The organism is Streptomyces sp. NPDC053665 (assembly GCF_055585285.1).
On the sequence record NZ_JBVJKK010000002.1, the window covers coordinates 1054379 to 1069236 of the forward strand.

The following is a 14858-nucleotide window of genomic DNA, read 5'->3' on the forward strand; positions in this document are numbered from 1 at the left end:
CAGGTGCTGCGCCGCCTGAGCCGGCCGGACAACGGCGGGCAGCGGACGACGCTGCGGCGCTGGATCGCCCAAGAGCGCCTCGACACGACACACTTCCTCGGGCAGGCACACGCCCGGGGCAGGCCGGGAACGGTTCCGGTCAAGCCGCCCGAGCAGATCCTGGTCCGGCACGAGGGTCGGCGCCGGACCGGGGCCTCACTGCTGCGCCGCGCGCTTCGAGCTGTCGGTGTCCCGGAGGTGTGCGCACGATGCGGCACCGGTCCCGAGTGGCAGGGCAATCCCATGACGCTCGAGGTTGATCACATCAACGGGGACTGGAGCGACGACCGGCGGCAGAACCTGCGGCTGCTGTGTCCGAATTGCCATGCGATCACCACCACATGGTGCCGGGGAGGCCGTCGGACGAGCTCCGGAGCCCAGTAGAGTGGGCACCGCTGTGGGCCCGTACCCCAGCTGGCCAGAGGGCGCCGGTTTAGGTCCGGTGTGTCGTGGGTTCGAGTCCCACCGGGCCCATCCGGAAGGGCGCACCACGTGAGTGGGCGCCCTTCTCCATGCGTCAGCCCACCAGCTCACGCACCACCGGTACCAGCGCCCGGAACGCCTTGCCGCGGTGGCTGATCGCGTTCTTCTCCTGGGGGGTCAGTTCCGCGCAGGTGCGGGTCTCGCCGTCCGGCTGGAGGATCGGGTCGTAGCCGAAGCCGCCCGAGCCCGCCGGTGCGTGGCGGAGCACGCCGCGCAGCTGGCCCTCGACGACCCGCTCCGTGCCGTCGGGCAGGGCCAGGGCCGCGGCGCAGGCGAAGTGGGCCTGGCGGTGTTCGTCGGCGATGTCCGAGAGCTGGGCGAGGAGCAGGTCGAGGTTGGCCTTGTCGTCGCCGTGGCGGCCGGCCCAGCGGGCGGAGAAGATGCCGGGGGCGCCGTTGAGGACGTCGACGCACAGGCCCGAGTCGTCGGCGACGGCCGGCAGGCCGGTGGCCCGGGCCAGGGCGTGGGCCTTGAGGAGGGCGTTCTCGGCGAAGGTGACGCCGGTTTCCTTGACGTCGGGGATGTCCGGGTAGGCGTCGGCGCCGACGAGTTCGTGGGGCAGTCCGGCTTCGGCGAGGATGGCGTGCAGTTCGGTGATCTTCCCGGCGTTGCGGGTGGCGAGGATCAGGCGGCTCATGGGCCCCAGACTATTGCGCGCCGTCAGGGGCGTGGGGAACTGCGTGATCGGCCCCCGCGGACCCGCACCCGCCCGACGACGGATACCCGGCACGCGAGGGGCCGCAGTGGGTTCAGTCGGCGCAGCTCACGGCGTGCAGACCTTCGTCAGCTCGCCCGCGGCGTCGGTGACCGGGCTGATGTCCGGGGTCTCGTCGCCGTTGCCGAGGGAGGTGCGGACGTTGTCGACGGCCTTGTTCAGGTCGTCCACGGCCTTGCCGACGTCGGCGTTGTCGGTCTTGTCGCCGATGCGGCCGAGGTTCTTGTCGATGGAGTCGAGGGATGCGTCGAGCTGTGCCGGGTCGTTCGCGGCGTTGTCGACGGCCTGCTGGAGTTCCGTGACGCTGTCGGCGATGGCGTCGGCGGTCTGGACGCAGTCCAGTGCCTTGTCGACGGCGGCGCAGCCGGTGGTGAGTCCGGCGGTCAGCGCGACGGCCGCCAGGGTGGCGGCGACGGCTGCGGTGCGGCGTCGGCGGCTCGCGGCCATGGAACGGTCCCTCTCGTTCGACGGGCCGGTCGGGCCCGGTGGCTGGCCGGGCGCACAGGGTGAGCCGTGCGCCCGTACTCCTTCAGACGCGGGTGTGCTCGGCCTGGTTGCCCGGGCCGAGCACCGTTCTTGGCGCGTCCTTTACTTTTCGAGGAGGGTGTCGAGCGCGGTGCGCTGGTGTGCGGCGAGCTCGGTGCAGCCGGTGACGGCGAGGTCGAGGAGGGCGTTGAGTTCGTCGCGGGCGAAGGGTTCGGCTTCGGCGGTGCCCTGGACCTCGACGAAGCGGCCGTCGCCGGTGCAGACGACGTTCATGTCGGTGTCGGCCTTGACGTCTTCCTCGTAGCAGAGGTCGAGGAGGGGGATGCCGCCGACGATGCCGACGGAGACGGCGGAGACGGTGCCGGTGAGGGGCCGGCGGCCGGCTTTGACGAGCTTCTTGCGCTGGGCCCAGGCGACGGCGTCGGCGAGGGCGACGTAGGCGCCGGTGATGGCGGCGGTGCGGGTGCCGCCGTCGGCCTGGAGGACGTCGCAGTCGAGGACGATGGTGTTCTCGCCGAGGGCCTTGTAGTCGATGACGGCGCGCAGGGAGCGGCCGATGAGGCGGCTGATCTCGTGGGTGCGGCCGCCGATCTTGCCGCGGACGGATTCGCGGTCGCCGCGGGTGTTGGTGGCGCGGGGCAGCATGGAGTATTCGGCGGTGACCCAGCCTTCTCCGCTGCCCTTGCGCCAGCGGGGGACGCCTTCGGTGACGGAGGCGGTGCAGAAGACCTTGGTGTCGCCGAAGGAGACGAGGACGGAGCCTTCGGCGTGCTTGCTCCAGCCGCGCTCGATGGTGATGGGGCGGAGCTGCTGGGGGGTGCGGCCGTCGATTCGAGACATGCGGCTGAGCCTATCGGGAGGTGCGGAAGAGGCCCTTCCCGCGGTGGGAGGGGCCTCTTGGGTGTGGCTGCCGGGGGCGTTGCCGGGGCGGCGGCCCCGTGCGTCACATCATGTCTTCGATCTCCGCCGCGATGGGGTCGGCGTCGGTGCCGATGACGACCTGGATGGCGCTGCCCATCTTGACGACGCCGTGGGCGCCGGCGGCCTTCAGGGCGGTCTCGTCGACCTTGGTGGGGTCCACGACCTCGGTGCGCAGGCGCGTGATGCAGCCTTCGACTTCCTCGATGTTGTCGATGCCGCCGAGCCCGGCAACGATCTTCTCAGCCTTGCTGGCCATCTTCGTTCTCCCTGATCCGAACCGCTTTGTCGCAGTAACCCACAGTTGGCCCATCTTCGCGAGCGGTCGTGTCGTGTGTGCCGAAGGATGGCGTCACGTCTGCGCGACCGTCCGTTCGACTGGTCTACACCACGAGTGCGTCTCTCGACAAAAGTCTCTCGGCGAAGGGGAGCGGAATGAGTGCCGACAGCCCGGCCGCTTCGGAGGCGGCGGTGAGTCCGGGGCGTGCTCGCTGGAACCGGTTGTTCCAGGGGTTGCAGAAGATGGGCCGGAGTCTGCAGCTGCCGATCGCGGTGCTGCCGGCGGCGGGCATCCTCAACCGGCTGGGGCAGCCGGACGTGTTCGGGGACGACGGGCTGGGCTGGACGAACGTCTCGAAGGTGATGGTGGGGGCGGGCGGTGCGCTGCTGGACAGTGCGCTGGGTCTGCCGCTGCTGTTCTGTGTGGGTGTCGCGATCGGGATGGCGAAGAAGTCGGACGGTTCGACGGCGCTGGCGGCGGTGGCCGGGTTCCTCGTGTACTTCACGGTGCTGCGGCAGTTCCCGGAGGACTGTCCGGAAGGGTCGGTCGCGGTGCCCAACGTGGGGTGCCAGGTGACGGACGGCGGCCGCGAGGTGACGGCGTTCGCGTTCCAGAATCCGGGGGTGTTCGGCGGGATCGTCATGGGGTTGCTGGCGGCGTTCTTCTGGGCGCGTTTCCACCGGACGCGGCTGGTGGACTGGCTGGGGTTCTTCAACGGGCGGCGGCTGGTGCCGATCATCATGGCGTTCGTCGCGATCGCGTTCGCGGCGTTGTGCCTGTGGGTGTGGCCGCCGATCGGTGACGCGCTGGAGAGCTTCAGCGACTGGATGGACGGCCTGGACGCGTGGGGTGCGGGCGTGTTCGGGGTGGCGAACCGGGCGTTGCTGGTGGTGGGGCTGCACCAGTTCCTGAACGTGCCCATCTGGTTCCAGTTCGGTTCGTTCACGAAGCCGGACGGGACGGTGGTGCACGGTGACATCAACATGTTCCTGGCGGGTGACCCGGATGCGGGTCAGTTCACGTCGGGGTTCTTCCCGATCATGATGTTCGCGCTGCCGGCGGCGGCTCTGGCGATCACGCACTGCGCGCGGCCGGCGCGGCGCAAGGAGGTCGGCGGTCTGATGCTGTCGGTGGCGCTGACGTCGTTCGTCACGGGCATCACGGAGCCGATCGAGTACTCGTTCCTGTTCGTCGCGCCGGTGCTGTACGTGGTGCACGCGCTGCTGACGGGTGTGTCGATGGCGGTGACGTGGGGGCTGGGTGTGCACGACGGGTTCAGCTTCTCGGCGGGGCTGATCGACTACGTCATCAACTGGAATCTGGCCACGCGGCCGTGGCTGATCGTTCCGATCGGGTTGGCGTTCGCGCTGGTCTACTACGTGATCTTCCGGTTCGCGATCACGAAGTTCGACTTGAGGACCCCGGGGCGGGAGCCCGAGGAGGACGTGGAGGACAGCGCCAAGGCGTGATCCCCGCAGCGGGCGGAATTGGCGGGTTCCACTCGTTCGGCCTACCGTGCTACAACTGGTCTACACCACTCACTGGTGGAGGTCGCGCGGTGGTCACCGCGTCACCCTTTCTTTGAGACGCCGCCGTCCCCCTTCTCATGCTTCCTGGGCGGCGCCGTGCCCCCTGGAGGAAGTTCATGTCCACAGACACAGCCGCGCCCGCGAGCCCGAGCAAGGGCTCGGCCGTGATGGCCGTCATGCAGCGCATCGGCCGCAGCCTCATGCTGCCGGTCGCCGTGCTGCCCGCCGCCGCCCTGCTGGTCCGGCTCGGCAACACCGACATGCTCGGGCGCGAGTCGTTCCCCGCCTTCATCACGAAGATCGCCGGTTTCATGGCGGCCGGCGGCAACGCGATCCTCGACAACATGGCGCTGCTGTTCGCCGTGGGCATCGCGATCGGCTTCGCCAAGAAGTCGGACGGCTCGACGGCGCTGGCCGCCGTGGTCGGTTACCTGGTCTTCAAGAACGTGCTGGCCACCTTCACCGACAAGAACCTGCCCCAGGTCGCGAAGGTCGTCGACGGCAAGGTCGTGATGACGGACGCGCCGGTGGACGCCAAGGTCCTCGGCGGTGTGGTCATGGGCCTCGTGGTGGCCCTGCTCTACCAGCGCTTCTACCGCACGAAGCTGCCCGACTGGGCCGGCTTCTTCGGTGGCCGCCGTCTGGTGCCGATCCTGTCGGCCTTCGCGGGTCTGATCATCGGCATCGTCTTCGGTTACATCTGGCCGGTCCTCGGCACGGGTCTGCACAACTTCGGTGAGTGGCTGGTCGGTTCCGGTGCCGTCGGCGCGGGCATCTTCGGTGTCGCCAACCGTGCGCTGATCCCGATCGGCATGCACCACCTGCTGAACTCCTTCCCCTGGTTCCAGGCCGGTACCTACGAGGGCAAGAGCGGCGACATCGCGCGCTTCCTCGCCGGTGACCCGACCGCCGGGCAGTTCATGACCGGCTTCTTCCCGATCATGATGTTCGCCCTGCCGGCCGCCTGCCTGGCGATCGTGCACTGCGCCCGGCCCGAGCGCCGCAAGGTCGTCGGCGGCATGATGTTCTCCCTGGCGCTGACCTCGTTCGTCACCGGTGTCACCGAGCCGATCGAGTTCACCTTCATGTTCATCGCGCCGGTGCTGTACGCGATCCACGCCGTGCTCACCGGTGTCTCGATGGCCCTGACCTGGGCCCTCGGCATGAAGGACGGTTTCGGCTTCTCGGCCGGTGCGGTGGACTACTTCCTCAACCTCGGCATCGCGACCAACCCCTGGGGCCTGGCCCTGGTCGGACTGTGCTTCGCGGCGCTCTACTACGTGGTCTTCCGCTTCGCGATCGTCAAGTTCAACCTGCCCACGCCGGGCCGGGAGTCGGACGAGGAACTCGCCGAGCTGCAGAAGGCCGAGGCGAAGTAGCCCGCTGACGGCTGAAGGCCCCGGAACCCGAGCGGGTTCCGGGGCCTTTCGCGTGCGCCGGGTCCTCAGATCTCGTACGTCCGCCCGGGTGCGGCGAGGCTCACCGGGCCGTCGTACACCTCGCGGGCGTCGGCGAGGTTGACCTGGGGGTCCGTCCACGGCGGGACATGGGTGAGGACCAGGCGGCGGGCGCCGGCCCGGGCCGCCGTCTCCCCCGCCTCGCGGCCGTTGAGGTGCAGGTCGGGGATGTTCTCCTTGCCGTGCGTGAACGCCGCCTCGCACAGGAACAGGTCGCTGTCCCGGGCCAGTTCGTCCAGGGCGGGGCTCACGCCGGTGTCGCCGGAGTACGTCAGGACCCGGCCGCCGTGCTCGATGCGGATGCCGTACGCCTCCACGGGGTGGGCCACCCGCTCGGTGTGCACCGTGAAGGGGCCGATCTCGAACGTGGACGGCTTGACCGTGTGGAAGTCGAAGACCTCGCTCATCGAGGAGGCGGAGGGGGTGTCCGCGTAGGCGGTGGTCAGCCGGTGCTCCGTGCCCTCGGGCCCGAAGACGGGGAGCGGATCGCAGCGGCCGCCGTCGTGGCGGTAGTAGCGCGCGACGAAGTACGCGCACATGTCGATGCAGTGGTCGGCGTGCAGGTGGCTGAGGAAGATCGCGTCGAGGTCGTAGAGACCGCAGTGGCGCTGCAGCTCGCCGAGGGCACCGTTGCCCATGTCGAGAAGCAGCCGGAAGCCGTCGGCCTCGACGAGGTAGCTCGAGCAGGCCGATTCCGCGGACGGGAACGACCCCGAGCAGCCGACGACGGTGAGCTTCATGAAGCAGAAACCTCCGCTGGCGGGACGATTCGGTGAGGGGCGTCGGGGGTCGTGCGGTCCGTCGAGCGTACGGCGCGAATCCTCCGGCAGCTCCTCCGCCAAGGCCTGTTGTGGGCGAACTCACCTGTGCTGTCACCGGTTCGGCTGGCAGGGCCGGAGGTGATCCTGGTGAGGGGGGCGCGCGACAGGCGTGGCGCCGGTAACGTCTCAGTATGGACACGTCCTGGTGGCTGGCGCTCGCCGCGGTGGTACTGCTCGCGCTCGTCGCCACGCTCGTCGACGGCTGGGGGCGCAGCCGGCGGCCGCCGAAGCGGCGGGACCGCACGAGGCGACCGGGCACCGCGCCGGCGGGCCGGCCGCGGGCGGCGGAGATCTGGTGGGCCGAGGTGCCCTACGAGGACGAGCCGCGCAGCAAGGACCGGCCCTGCCTGGTGCTGGCGGTGCGCGGTGAGCGGGCCACGGTCGTGAAGATCACCACGCGGTTCCGCGACGAGCGTGCGGGGGTGATCCCGTTGCCGCCCGGCTCGGTCGGTGACGCGCGGGGCCGGGCGAGTTTCCTGGAGACGGACGAGCTGCGCGAGGTGCCGGTGCGGGGTTTTCGCCGCCGGATCGGCGTGGTGGACCCGGCGCTGTGGGACCGGGTGCGCTATCTGGCCAAGTGAGCGGGTGCGCTACCTGGCCGGATGAGGAGCGCAAAGGGCCGGAGCCGCTGCCGGCTCCGGCCCTCGGGCAGCCGTGCTACGCCCAGAGCTGGCCCTGGAGGGTGTCGATGGCTTCCTCGGTGGTGGCCGCGGTGTAGACACCGGTCGAGAGGTACTTCCAGCCGCCGTCGGCGACGACGAAGACGATGTCGGCCGGTTCGCCGGCCTTGACGGCCTTCCTGCCGACGCCGATCGCGGCGTGCAGCGCGGCGCCGGTGGAGACGCCGGCGAAGATGCCCTCCTGCTGGAGCAGCTCGCGGGTGCGGGTGACCGCGTCGGCGGAGCCGACGGAGAAGCGGCTGGTGAGGACGGACTCGTCGTAGAGCTCGGGGACGAAGCCCTCGTCGAGGTTGCGCAGGCCGTAGACCAGGTCGTCGTAGCGCGGTTCGGCGGCGATGATCCGGACGTCCGGCTTGTGCTCGCGCAGGTAGCGGCCGACGCCCATGAGGGTGCCGGTGGTGCCGAGTCCGGCGACGAAGTGGGTGACGGACGGCAGGTCGGTGAGGATCTCCGGGCCGGTCGTGGCGTAGTGGGCGCCGGCGTTGTCCGGGTTGCCGTACTGGTAGAGCATCACCCAGTCGGGGTGCTCGGCCGAGAGCTCCTTGGCGACGCGCACGGCGGTGTTGGAGCCGCCCGCGGCCGGGGAGGAGATGATCTCCGCGCCCCACATGCCCAGCAGGTCCCGGCGTTCCTGCGAGGTGTTCTCCGGCATCACGCACACGATGCGGTAGCCCTTGAGCTTGGCCGCCATGGCCAGGGAGATGCCGGTGTTGCCCGACGTCGGCTCGAGGATGGTGCAGCCCGGGGTCAGCCGGCCGTCCTTCTCCGCCTGCTCGATCATGTGCAGGGCGGGGCGGTCCTTGACCGAGCCGGTCGGGTTGCGGTCCTCCAGCTTCGCCCAGATGCGGACGTCGGCGGACGGCGACAGCCGCGGCAGGCGCACCAGGGGGGTGTTGCCGACCGCGGCCAGGGGGGAGTCGTAGCGCATCGTCGATCAGGCCATGCCGCCGGCGACGGCCGGCAGGATCGTGACGTTGTCGCCGTCCGACAGCTTGGTGTTGATGCCGTCGAGGAAGCGGACGTCCTCGTCGTTGAGGTAGACGTTGACGAAGCGGCGCAGTTGGTCGCCGTCCACGATGCGGGCCTGGATGCCCGCGTGCCGGGTCTCGAGGTCGTTGAACAGCTCGGCGAGGGTGTCCCCGGTGCCCTCCACCGCCTTCTGGCCGTCGGTGTAGGTGCGGAGGATGGTCGGGATGCGGACCTCGATGGCCATGGCCTGGGGCTCCTGTCGGATGGTGTCGTCGGGTGAGTGGCGCGCGGCGGCGCGGGGGTGCGTGGTCGTACGCGGGCGGAGCGTTTCGCCGCGGCTCACGGCCGTACGGCGTCAGGGTGCGTCAACAGATGGCGCTGGCGAGCCTGCACAGGTCGACGTGCAGCCGCGCCACGAGCAGATCGCCCGGCGTCTTTTCGCTCACGTCGTGGAGAACCATGGGCTCATCGTATCGATTCCCGGTCCGGCTTCCGGAGTGTGATCCCACTCTTCGGACGCTATTCATCCACATGTCGAGATCAGCGCTTCCTGGGCCGGGATCAGTAGGCCTCGACGATCTCGACGTCCTCCTCGGTGACCTGGCCCTCGACGATCCGGAAGGAGCGGAACTGGAACGGGCCGGCCCCGTCGGTGTCGGCGGTGGAGACCAGGACGTAGTGGGCGCCGGGCTCGTTGGCGTAGGAGATGTCGGTGCGCGAGGGGTAGGCCTCGGTGGCGGTGTGGGAGTGGTAGATCACCACCGGCTCCTCGTCGCGGTCGTCCATGTCGCGGTAGAGCCTGAGCAGATCACCGGAGTCGAACTCGTAGAACGTGGGCGACATGGCCGCGTTCAGCATGGGGATGAAGCGCTCCGGGCGGTCGGAGCCGGCCGGACCCGCGACGACGCCGCACGCCTCGTCGGGGTGGTCCTTGCGCGCGTGGGCGACGATCTGGTCGACGAGGGCCTGGGTGATGGTCAGCATGCGGGCAAGGATAAGCAGAAGGGCCGTTCCGTACCGAGGGTTGGTACGGAACGGCCCGTATGCCGGACACCCTGAGCGGCGGCCGCAGGGAGTGCCACGAGTACTCCCTGCGGCGGGCGTCCTGCCGGATGGTCAGCCGACCTGCTCGAACTCCGGGTCGCGGCGCTCGGTGAGCTGCGGGTTGCGGCGCTTGAGGACCGCCCAGCCGATGCCGAGGGCGACGGCCCAGCCGGCGGCGACGTACAGGCAGACCCGGGCGTCCTTGTCGTAGGCGATCATGCAGGTCACGCCGATGAGGAAGAGGAGCGCGACCCAGCTGAACAGGGCGCCGCCGGGGGCCGGGAAGGCCGAGGCGCGCAGCCGGCCCGCGTCGACCGCCGCGCGGTAGCGGATGTGGCTGACGAGGATCATCATCCAGGTCCAGATGCCGGCCGCGGTGGCGACGGAGGTGACGTAGAGGAACGCCTTCTCCGGGACGACGTAGTTCAGCACGACGCCGATGCCCATGAGGGCCACGGAGACGGTGATGCCGACGGCGGGCGTCTTGCGGGCGTTGAGCCTGCCGAACGCCTGCGGGGCTTCGCTATTGGCGGCCAGGTCGCGCAGCATGCGGCCGGTGGAGTACATACCGGAGTTGCAGGACGACAGGGCCGCGGTGAGCACGACGAAGTTGACGATGCCCGCGGCGAGCGGGATGCCGATCTTGCCGAAGGCGTGCACGAAGGGGCTCTCGCCGGCGGAGAACTCGGTCCACTTCACGACGGAGAGGATGACCAGCAGGGCGCCGACGTAGAAGACGATGATGCGCCAGGGCAGGGTGTTGATGGCCTTGGGCAGGGTCTTCTCGGGGTTCTCGGACTCGCCCGCGGTGACGCCGACGAGCTCGACGGCGAGGTAGGCGAACATGACGCCCTGGAGGGTCATCAGGCTGGAGCCGATGCCGTTGGGGAAGAAGCCGCCGTGCGACCAGAGGTTGGAGACGGTGGCGGTGTCACCGGCGTCGGAGAAGCCGAGGGTGAGCACGCCGAGGCCGATGACGATCATGCCGATGATGGCCGTGACCTTGATCATCGAGAACCAGAACTCGACCTCGCCGAAGATCTTGACGGAGATCAGGTTGACGCCGAAGAGCACCACCAGGAACACCAGGGCGCTGACCCACTGCGGGATCTCCGGGAACCAGAAGTGGATGTAGATGGCGGCGGCCGTGAGCTCGGCCATGCCGGTGACCACCCACATGAGCCAGTAGGTCCAGCCCGTGACGAATCCGAAGAACGGGCCGAGGAACTCGCGCGCGTACTCGGCGAAGGAGCCGGAGACGGGCCGGTAGAGGAGCAGCTCGCCCAGGGCCCGCATGATGAAGAAGATCACGACGCCCGCGAGGGCGTACATGAGGATGATGCTGGGTCCCGCCTTGGCGATGTTCGCTCCGGCACCCATGAACAGGCCGACGCCGATGGCGCCGCCGATCGCGATCATCTGGACCTGGCGACTGCCGAGTCCCCGCTCGTACCCCTCTTCGGGCACGTTTTCCGTGTCGACCTTCGCAGAGGTCATGTGTGGTGCGCCTTTCTCCATGCCGACCCGGGCCTCTCGTCGGCCTCGGATCGGGTTTCGATCCCCCCGGAAATGATGGAGTTGAGCGAGCCCGCGAGCCCGCTCGTGCCTGGCCGGCGGTCGCCGGCTCGGTGGCGCACCCGGCCGAACATTCGGGTGGTGCTCGCCGGGCGGTCGTGAAGATTTATCACGGCCGCAACACTGATCACAGGTGGGCGATGTGGCGCACTGCACAGGAAGAACCGGACAAAGAGCACCTGAAGGGGTCATAGAGGGCGGGTGCGGTGACGCGATCGTTATCCGGATTTGAGTGTCCTCTGAGCGAACACCGCGCCGTCACCCGACGGTCACCGAACCCGCACGCATCAGGGCATCAGCGTCGTGACCAGCGTTTCCTGCAGTCCGCCCAGCCACAGATAGGCCATGACCATGGGCTTGCGCGGGTCCTCGTCCGGGAGGCGGAAGAGGAGGTCGCTGTCCTCCTCGTCGGTGATCTCCAGGCGCGAGCCGATGGCCAGCCGCAGGTCGTTCAGGGCGCCCAGCCACTGCTGCGACTCCTGCGGGGACAGCTTCAGCACCGCCCCGCCCTCGCCGGCCGAGGCGGAGGACAGCGCGTCCAGCGAGCGCACCACGGCGAGGGCGTTGTCCCGCTTGCCGGCGCGCAGGTCGTTCTCCGTGTAGCGGCGGAACTCGGCGGAGTACGCGCGCTGCTCCTCGGCGTCGCGCGGCGAGGCGGACTGCTCGGGGTCGCCGTAGGCGTCCGGGAACAGGCGCCTGAGCACCGGGTCGGAGGGCGGCTCGCTCGGGCCCTCGGCGAACAGCCCGGCGAGCGGATCGGCGGAGGCGTCCTCGGCGGGGCCGGGGCCGATCAGCTCCAGGAGCTGGACGGCCAGGGACCGGATGATGGAGATCTCGACGTCGTCGAGGGCGACGGCCGCGCCGCCGCCGGGGAGCGGTTCGAAGGTTCCGGGCATGAACGCCTTTTCGCTGCTGGGCGGGGTGCTGGCTACTTGCGGTCCTGCTGGAGGGTGGCCCACAGGCCGTAGCCGTGCATGGCCTGCACGTCGCGCTCCATCTCCTCGCGGCTGCCGCTGGAGACGACCGCCCGGCCCTTGTGGTGGACGTCGAGCATGAGCTTGGTGGCCTTGTCCTTGGAGTAGCCGAAGTACGTCTGGAACACGTACGTCACGTAGCTCATGAGGTTGACCGGGTCGTTGTGGACGATCGTGACCCACGGGAGGTCCGGCTCGGGTACGGCGAAGACCTCCTCCGCCGACTCGGTGCGTTCGATCTCCAGGGGCGCGGGTGACGTCACACTGCCCATGCTGCCACCCGAGGGGGGTGGTCGCACAAACGGGCCTGGCCGCAAGGCGATCGGCGACCGCGGACCTGCAATCGTCAGATTGACGAAATGGGGGTACGCTCCTTCCCATGAACACAGCGGACCTTTCGCTGCCGGTGGATGTCCCGTCGACGGCGCTCTTCACGGACCAGTACGAGCTGACGATGCTGCGCGCCGCCCTGGCGGCGGGCACGGCCGAGCGGCGCAGCGTGTTCGAGGTCTTCACCCGGCGGCTGCCGGAGGGGCGCCGCTACGGCGTCGTGGCGGGCACCGGGCGGGTGCTGGACGCGGTGGAGAACTTCCGCTTCGACCCGGCCGTCCTCAGCTTCCTCCAGGAGCGGGAGATCGTCGACGGGCGGACGCTGGAGTGGCTGTCCGGCTACCGCTTCGGCGGGGACATCTGGGGCTACCCCGAGGGCGAGGTGTACTTCCCGGGCTCGCCGATCATGCGGGTCGAGGGCACCTTCGCCGAGTGCGTCCTGCTGGAGACGGTGATCCTGTCGATCCTCAACCACGACTCGGCGATCGCCGCGGCGGCCTCGCGGATGTCGGCCGCCGCGGGCGAGCGGCCGCTGATCGAGATGGGCGCCCGGCGCACCCACGAGCTGGCCGCGGTGGCCGCCTCCCGGGCCGCCTACGTCGGCGGCTTCGCGACCACCTCGGACCTGGCCGCGGGGTTCCGCTACGGGATCCCCACGGTCGGCACCTCCGCGCACGCCTTCACCCTGCTGCACGACAGCGAGCGGGACGCCTTCCGCGCGCAGGTGGAGACGCTGGGCCGGGGCACGACGCTGCTGGTGGACACCTACGACGTCGCCGAGGCGGTCCGTACGGCCGTGGAGGTCGCCGGGACCGGGCTGGGCGCGGTGCGGATCGACTCCGGGGACCTGCTGCTGGTGGCGCACCGGGTGCGCCGGCAGCTGGACGAGCTGGGCGCCACCGGCACGAAGATCGTCGTCACCTCCGACCTCGACGAGTACGCCATCGCCTCCCTGGCGGCGGCGCCGGTGGACGCCTACGGCGTGGGCACGCAGCTGGTCACCGGCTCCGGCCACCCCACGTCCTCGATGGTCTACAAGCTGGTGGCCCGGGCCGGGTCCGACGCCCCGGACGCGCCGCTGGTGGCGGTGGCGAAGAAGTCCAGCGGCGGCAAGACGTCGGTCGGCGGGCGCAAGTGGGCGGCGCGGCGGCTGGACGCCCACGGCATCGCGGAGGCCGAGGTCGTCGGGACCGGTCCCGTGCCGGGCGAGCTGGCCGGCCGGCAGCTGCTGGTGGAGCTGGTCAAGGGCGGCGAGGTCGTGGCGCGCGAGCCGCTGGACGCGGCACGGGAGCGGCACATCACCGCGCGCGCGGGCCTGCCGATGTCGGCCACGCAGCTCTCGCGCGGGGAGCCCGTGCTTCCCACGGAGTACGTGCACGGCACCTCGGGTAGCCAATAGCGGTGTGCCGTGACGCGCCGACCCGTCCCCTCTCCCCTCCTCCCGTCCCCGCTCCCCGGCTCGGCCGTCCACCGGCCGGGCCCGCCGACCCCATAGCCGAAGGATGCCGACCATGCGCCGCGCCTTGATCGTCGTAGACGTGCAGAACGACTTCTGCGAGGGGGGCAGCCTCGCGGTGTCCGGCGGTGCCGACGTGGCCGCCGCCATCACCGAGCTGGTCGGGCAGGCGGCCGGTTCCGGCTACCGGCACGTCGTGGCCACCCGGGACCACCACATCGCCCCGGGCGGGCACTTCTCCGCCAGCCCCGACTTCGTGCACTCCTGGCCCGCGCACTGCGTGGCCGGCACGGAGGGCGTCGGATTCCACCCGAACTTCGCGCCGGCGGTCGCCTCCGGCTCCATCGACGCCGTCTTCGACAAGGGGGCGTACTCGGCGGCCTACAGCGGCTTCGAGGGCACCGACGAGAACGGCACCGCGCTGGCCGACTGGCTGCGCTCGCGCGAGATCACCGAGGTCGACGTGGTCGGCATCGCCACGGACCACTGCGTACGGGCCACGGCCCTGGACGCCGCCCGCGAGGGCTTTCGCACCCAGGTGCTGCTGGATTTGACGGCCGGGGTGGCGCAGGAGACGACGGACCGGGCGCTGGAGGAGCTGCGCGCGGCGGGCGTGGAGCTGTCGGGCAAGCCGGTCGTGCAGTAGTCCGGGCCTCGGCGGGCCCGGGCCGGGTCAGGTCCGGGCCGGCGGACGCCGCAGCAGGGACCTGATCGGGCGCCACAGCTCCTGGACCAGCTCCGGGGCCGTCGCGACACCGTTGTCGGGGGCCGTGCGCCATATGAGGCCGTCGGGGTGGTGCAGCACGGCCGTGATCTCGTCCGGGGTGGGCGGGGCGGCGTTGCCGCGCAGGTAGACCGACCGCAGACCGAGGTTGCGGAGCCTGGTCAGGGCCCGCGCGCGGTTCACGGAGTGGACGAGGACGCGGACCGCCCCGGGGCTGTCGGCGGCGGGGCTGGGCAGGTTCAGCGCCACCACCACCGTGCCGTTCGGCAGCTTGCAGAAGCCTCCTGCGGCCATGCGCTCATCCCCCCGTGTCGGTCGGTGTCAATAAGAGAGCCACAGGACGCACCTAAACACGGATCGGCGGTGACCCGCCAGTGG

The 14858-nt window shown here is 70.3% G+C and carries 19 protein-coding genes and 1 tRNA gene; 7 read left to right on the forward strand and 13 right to left on the reverse strand.

Going from position 1 to position 14858, the window contains the following annotated elements:
* Positions 1–3: 3 nt before the first annotated feature.
* A complete protein-coding gene (locus tag ACZ6ZN_RS12280; protein ID WP_469645469.1) occupies positions 4–423 on the forward strand; it encodes an HNH endonuclease in 420 nt (139 codons plus the stop codon).
* A 15-nt stretch (positions 424–438) separates the two neighbouring features.
* Positions 439–513: transfer RNA gene (locus ACZ6ZN_RS12285), tRNA-Leu, on the forward strand.
* 43 nt (positions 514–556) lie between these two features.
* Here ACZ6ZN_RS12285 and rdgB read toward each other — a convergent pair.
* From rdgB to ACZ6ZN_RS12305, 4 genes are all read right to left on the reverse strand, one after another.
* Positions 557–1159 carry an RdgB/HAM1 family non-canonical purine NTP pyrophosphatase gene (rdgB, locus tag ACZ6ZN_RS12290; protein ID WP_398110045.1) on the reverse strand — a complete coding sequence of 201 codons (603 nt, stop codon included), beginning with the start codon at positions 1157–1159 and terminating at the stop codon, positions 557–559.
* A 126-nt stretch (positions 1160–1285) separates the two neighbouring features.
* Entirely contained in the window at positions 1286–1684 is a 399-nt protein-coding gene (locus ACZ6ZN_RS12295; RefSeq protein ID WP_469645472.1) for a hypothetical protein, read from the reverse strand.
* Positions 1685–1825: 141 nt separating this feature from the next.
* Positions 1826–2563: a ribonuclease PH gene (gene rph / locus ACZ6ZN_RS12300; protein ID WP_398110043.1), complete on the reverse strand. Its 738-nt coding sequence runs from the start codon at positions 2561–2563 to the stop codon at positions 1826–1828.
* Between the two features lie 103 nt (positions 2564–2666).
* Positions 2667–2900 carry a glucose PTS transporter subunit EIIB gene (locus tag ACZ6ZN_RS12305; RefSeq protein ID WP_398110042.1) on the reverse strand — a complete coding sequence of 78 codons (234 nt, stop codon included), beginning with the start codon at positions 2898–2900 and terminating at the stop codon, positions 2667–2669.
* Positions 2901–3076: 176 nt separating this feature from the next.
* Here ACZ6ZN_RS12305 and ACZ6ZN_RS12310 point away from each other — a divergent pair, with 176 nt between their 5' ends.
* Both ACZ6ZN_RS12310 and ACZ6ZN_RS12315 read left to right on the forward strand, forming a co-directional pair.
* Complete coding sequence (locus ACZ6ZN_RS12310) at positions 3077–4390, forward strand: PTS transporter subunit EIIC (protein WP_398110041.1); 1314 nt, start codon at positions 3077–3079, stop codon at positions 4388–4390.
* Between the two features lie 176 nt (positions 4391–4566).
* On the forward strand, positions 4567–5829 hold the full coding sequence (locus tag ACZ6ZN_RS12315; protein ID WP_398110040.1) for a PTS transporter subunit EIIC: 1263 nt from the start codon (positions 4567–4569) through the stop codon (positions 5827–5829).
* Between the two features lie 65 nt (positions 5830–5894).
* Here the strand turns inward: ACZ6ZN_RS12315 and ACZ6ZN_RS12320 are convergent, their stop codons facing one another.
* Positions 5895–6647, reverse strand: coding sequence for an MBL fold metallo-hydrolase (locus ACZ6ZN_RS12320; RefSeq protein ID WP_398110039.1), 753 nt, complete (start codon positions 6645–6647; stop codon positions 5895–5897).
* Positions 6648–6859: 212 nt separating this feature from the next.
* Between ACZ6ZN_RS12320 and ACZ6ZN_RS12325 the strand changes: the two genes are divergently transcribed.
* Entirely contained in the window at positions 6860–7309 is a 450-nt protein-coding gene (locus ACZ6ZN_RS12325; protein WP_469645477.1) for a type II toxin-antitoxin system PemK/MazF family toxin, read from the forward strand.
* A gap of 76 nt (positions 7310–7385) precedes the next feature.
* Here the strand turns inward: ACZ6ZN_RS12325 and ACZ6ZN_RS12330 are convergent, their stop codons facing one another.
* The 7 genes from ACZ6ZN_RS12330 to clpS all read right to left on the reverse strand — a co-directional run bounded on the left by ACZ6ZN_RS12330 (position 7386) and on the right by clpS (position 12242).
* Positions 7386–8336 carry a PLP-dependent cysteine synthase family protein gene (locus tag ACZ6ZN_RS12330; RefSeq protein ID WP_398110037.1) on the reverse strand — a complete coding sequence of 317 codons (951 nt, stop codon included), beginning with the start codon at positions 8334–8336 and terminating at the stop codon, positions 7386–7388.
* Positions 8337–8342: 6 nt separating this feature from the next.
* The gene (locus ACZ6ZN_RS12335) at positions 8343–8621 is read right to left on the reverse strand and encodes a MoaD/ThiS family protein (protein WP_333933582.1); all 279 of its coding nucleotides are present in this window, start codon (positions 8619–8621) and stop codon (positions 8343–8345) included.
* Between the two features lie 121 nt (positions 8622–8742).
* Positions 8743–8838, reverse strand: coding sequence for a putative leader peptide (locus tag ACZ6ZN_RS12340; RefSeq protein ID WP_349362267.1), 96 nt, complete (start codon positions 8836–8838; stop codon positions 8743–8745).
* Between the two features lie 100 nt (positions 8839–8938).
* Positions 8939–9361, reverse strand: a complete 423-nt coding sequence (locus ACZ6ZN_RS12345; protein ID WP_451877787.1) for a M67 family metallopeptidase — start codon at positions 9359–9361, stop codon at positions 8939–8941.
* Positions 9362–9493: 132 nt separating this feature from the next.
* Positions 9494–10918, reverse strand: a complete 1425-nt coding sequence (locus tag ACZ6ZN_RS12350) for an amino acid permease (RefSeq protein ID WP_467734052.1) — start codon at positions 10916–10918, stop codon at positions 9494–9496.
* Positions 10919–11283: 365 nt separating this feature from the next.
* Positions 11284–11892 carry a DUF2017 domain-containing protein gene (locus ACZ6ZN_RS12355; protein WP_398110033.1) on the reverse strand — a complete coding sequence of 203 codons (609 nt, stop codon included), beginning with the start codon at positions 11890–11892 and terminating at the stop codon, positions 11284–11286.
* Positions 11893–11924: 32 nt separating this feature from the next.
* Positions 11925–12242 carry an ATP-dependent Clp protease adapter ClpS gene (gene clpS, locus ACZ6ZN_RS12360; RefSeq protein WP_020270284.1) on the reverse strand — a complete coding sequence of 106 codons (318 nt, stop codon included), beginning with the start codon at positions 12240–12242 and terminating at the stop codon, positions 11925–11927.
* 107 nt (positions 12243–12349) lie between these two features.
* On the opposite strand from clpS, the gene ACZ6ZN_RS12365 reads away from it, so the two are divergent.
* Both ACZ6ZN_RS12365 and ACZ6ZN_RS12370 read left to right on the forward strand, forming a co-directional pair.
* Entirely contained in the window at positions 12350–13699 is a 1350-nt protein-coding gene (locus ACZ6ZN_RS12365) for a nicotinate phosphoribosyltransferase (protein ID WP_469645482.1), read from the forward strand.
* Positions 13700–13811: 112 nt separating this feature from the next.
* Entirely contained in the window at positions 13812–14402 is a 591-nt protein-coding gene (locus ACZ6ZN_RS12370; RefSeq protein ID WP_469645485.1) for a nicotinamidase, read from the forward strand.
* A gap of 27 nt (positions 14403–14429) precedes the next feature.
* Here ACZ6ZN_RS12370 and ACZ6ZN_RS12375 read toward each other — a convergent pair whose 3' ends face one another.
* Entirely contained in the window at positions 14430–14774 is a 345-nt protein-coding gene (locus tag ACZ6ZN_RS12375) for a hypothetical protein (RefSeq protein ID WP_469645487.1), read from the reverse strand.
* Between the last annotated feature and the right edge of the window lie 84 nt (positions 14775–14858).

Bases quoted from the DNA above. Each gene is read 5' to 3' on its own strand.
- rdgB (WP_398110045.1), bottom strand. From the start codon at position 1,159: ATGAGCCGCCTGATCCTCGCCACCCGCAACGCCGGGAAGATCACCGAA.
- ACZ6ZN_RS12295 (WP_469645472.1), bottom strand. From the start codon at position 1,684: ATGGCCGCGAGCCGCCGACGCCGCACCGCAGCCGTCGCCGCCACCCTG.
- rph (WP_398110043.1), bottom strand. From the start codon at position 2,563: ATGTCTCGAATCGACGGCCGCACCCCCCAGCAGCTCCGCCCCATCACC.
- ACZ6ZN_RS12305 (WP_398110042.1), bottom strand. From the start codon at position 2,900: ATGGCCAGCAAGGCTGAGAAGATCGTTGCCGGGCTCGGCGGCATCGAC.
- ACZ6ZN_RS12310 (WP_398110041.1), top strand. From the start codon at position 3,077: ATGAGTGCCGACAGCCCGGCCGCTTCGGAGGCGGCGGTGAGTCCGGGG.
- ACZ6ZN_RS12315 (WP_398110040.1), top strand. From the start codon at position 4,567: ATGTCCACAGACACAGCCGCGCCCGCGAGCCCGAGCAAGGGCTCGGCC.
- ACZ6ZN_RS12320 (WP_398110039.1), bottom strand. From the start codon at position 6,647: ATGAAGCTCACCGTCGTCGGCTGCTCGGGGTCGTTCCCGTCCGCGGAA.
- ACZ6ZN_RS12325 (WP_469645477.1), top strand. From the start codon at position 6,860: ATGGACACGTCCTGGTGGCTGGCGCTCGCCGCGGTGGTACTGCTCGCG.
- ACZ6ZN_RS12330 (WP_398110037.1), bottom strand. From the start codon at position 8,336: ATGCGCTACGACTCCCCCCTGGCCGCGGTCGGCAACACCCCCCTGGTG.
- ACZ6ZN_RS12335 (WP_333933582.1), bottom strand. From the start codon at position 8,621: ATGGCCATCGAGGTCCGCATCCCGACCATCCTCCGCACCTACACCGAC.
- ACZ6ZN_RS12340 (WP_349362267.1), bottom strand. From the start codon at position 8,838: ATGGTTCTCCACGACGTGAGCGAAAAGACGCCGGGCGATCTGCTCGTG.
- ACZ6ZN_RS12345 (WP_451877787.1), bottom strand. From the start codon at position 9,361: ATGCTGACCATCACCCAGGCCCTCGTCGACCAGATCGTCGCCCACGCG.
- ACZ6ZN_RS12350 (WP_467734052.1), bottom strand. From the start codon at position 10,918: ATGACCTCTGCGAAGGTCGACACGGAAAACGTGCCCGAAGAGGGGTAC.
- ACZ6ZN_RS12355 (WP_398110033.1), bottom strand. From the start codon at position 11,892: ATGCCCGGAACCTTCGAACCGCTCCCCGGCGGCGGCGCGGCCGTCGCC.
- clpS (WP_020270284.1), bottom strand. From the start codon at position 12,242: ATGGGCAGTGTGACGTCACCCGCGCCCCTGGAGATCGAACGCACCGAG.
- ACZ6ZN_RS12365 (WP_469645482.1), top strand. From the start codon at position 12,350: ATGAACACAGCGGACCTTTCGCTGCCGGTGGATGTCCCGTCGACGGCG.
- ACZ6ZN_RS12370 (WP_469645485.1), top strand. From the start codon at position 13,812: ATGCGCCGCGCCTTGATCGTCGTAGACGTGCAGAACGACTTCTGCGAG.
- ACZ6ZN_RS12375 (WP_469645487.1), bottom strand. From the start codon at position 14,774: ATGGCCGCAGGAGGCTTCTGCAAGCTGCCGAACGGCACGGTGGTGGTG.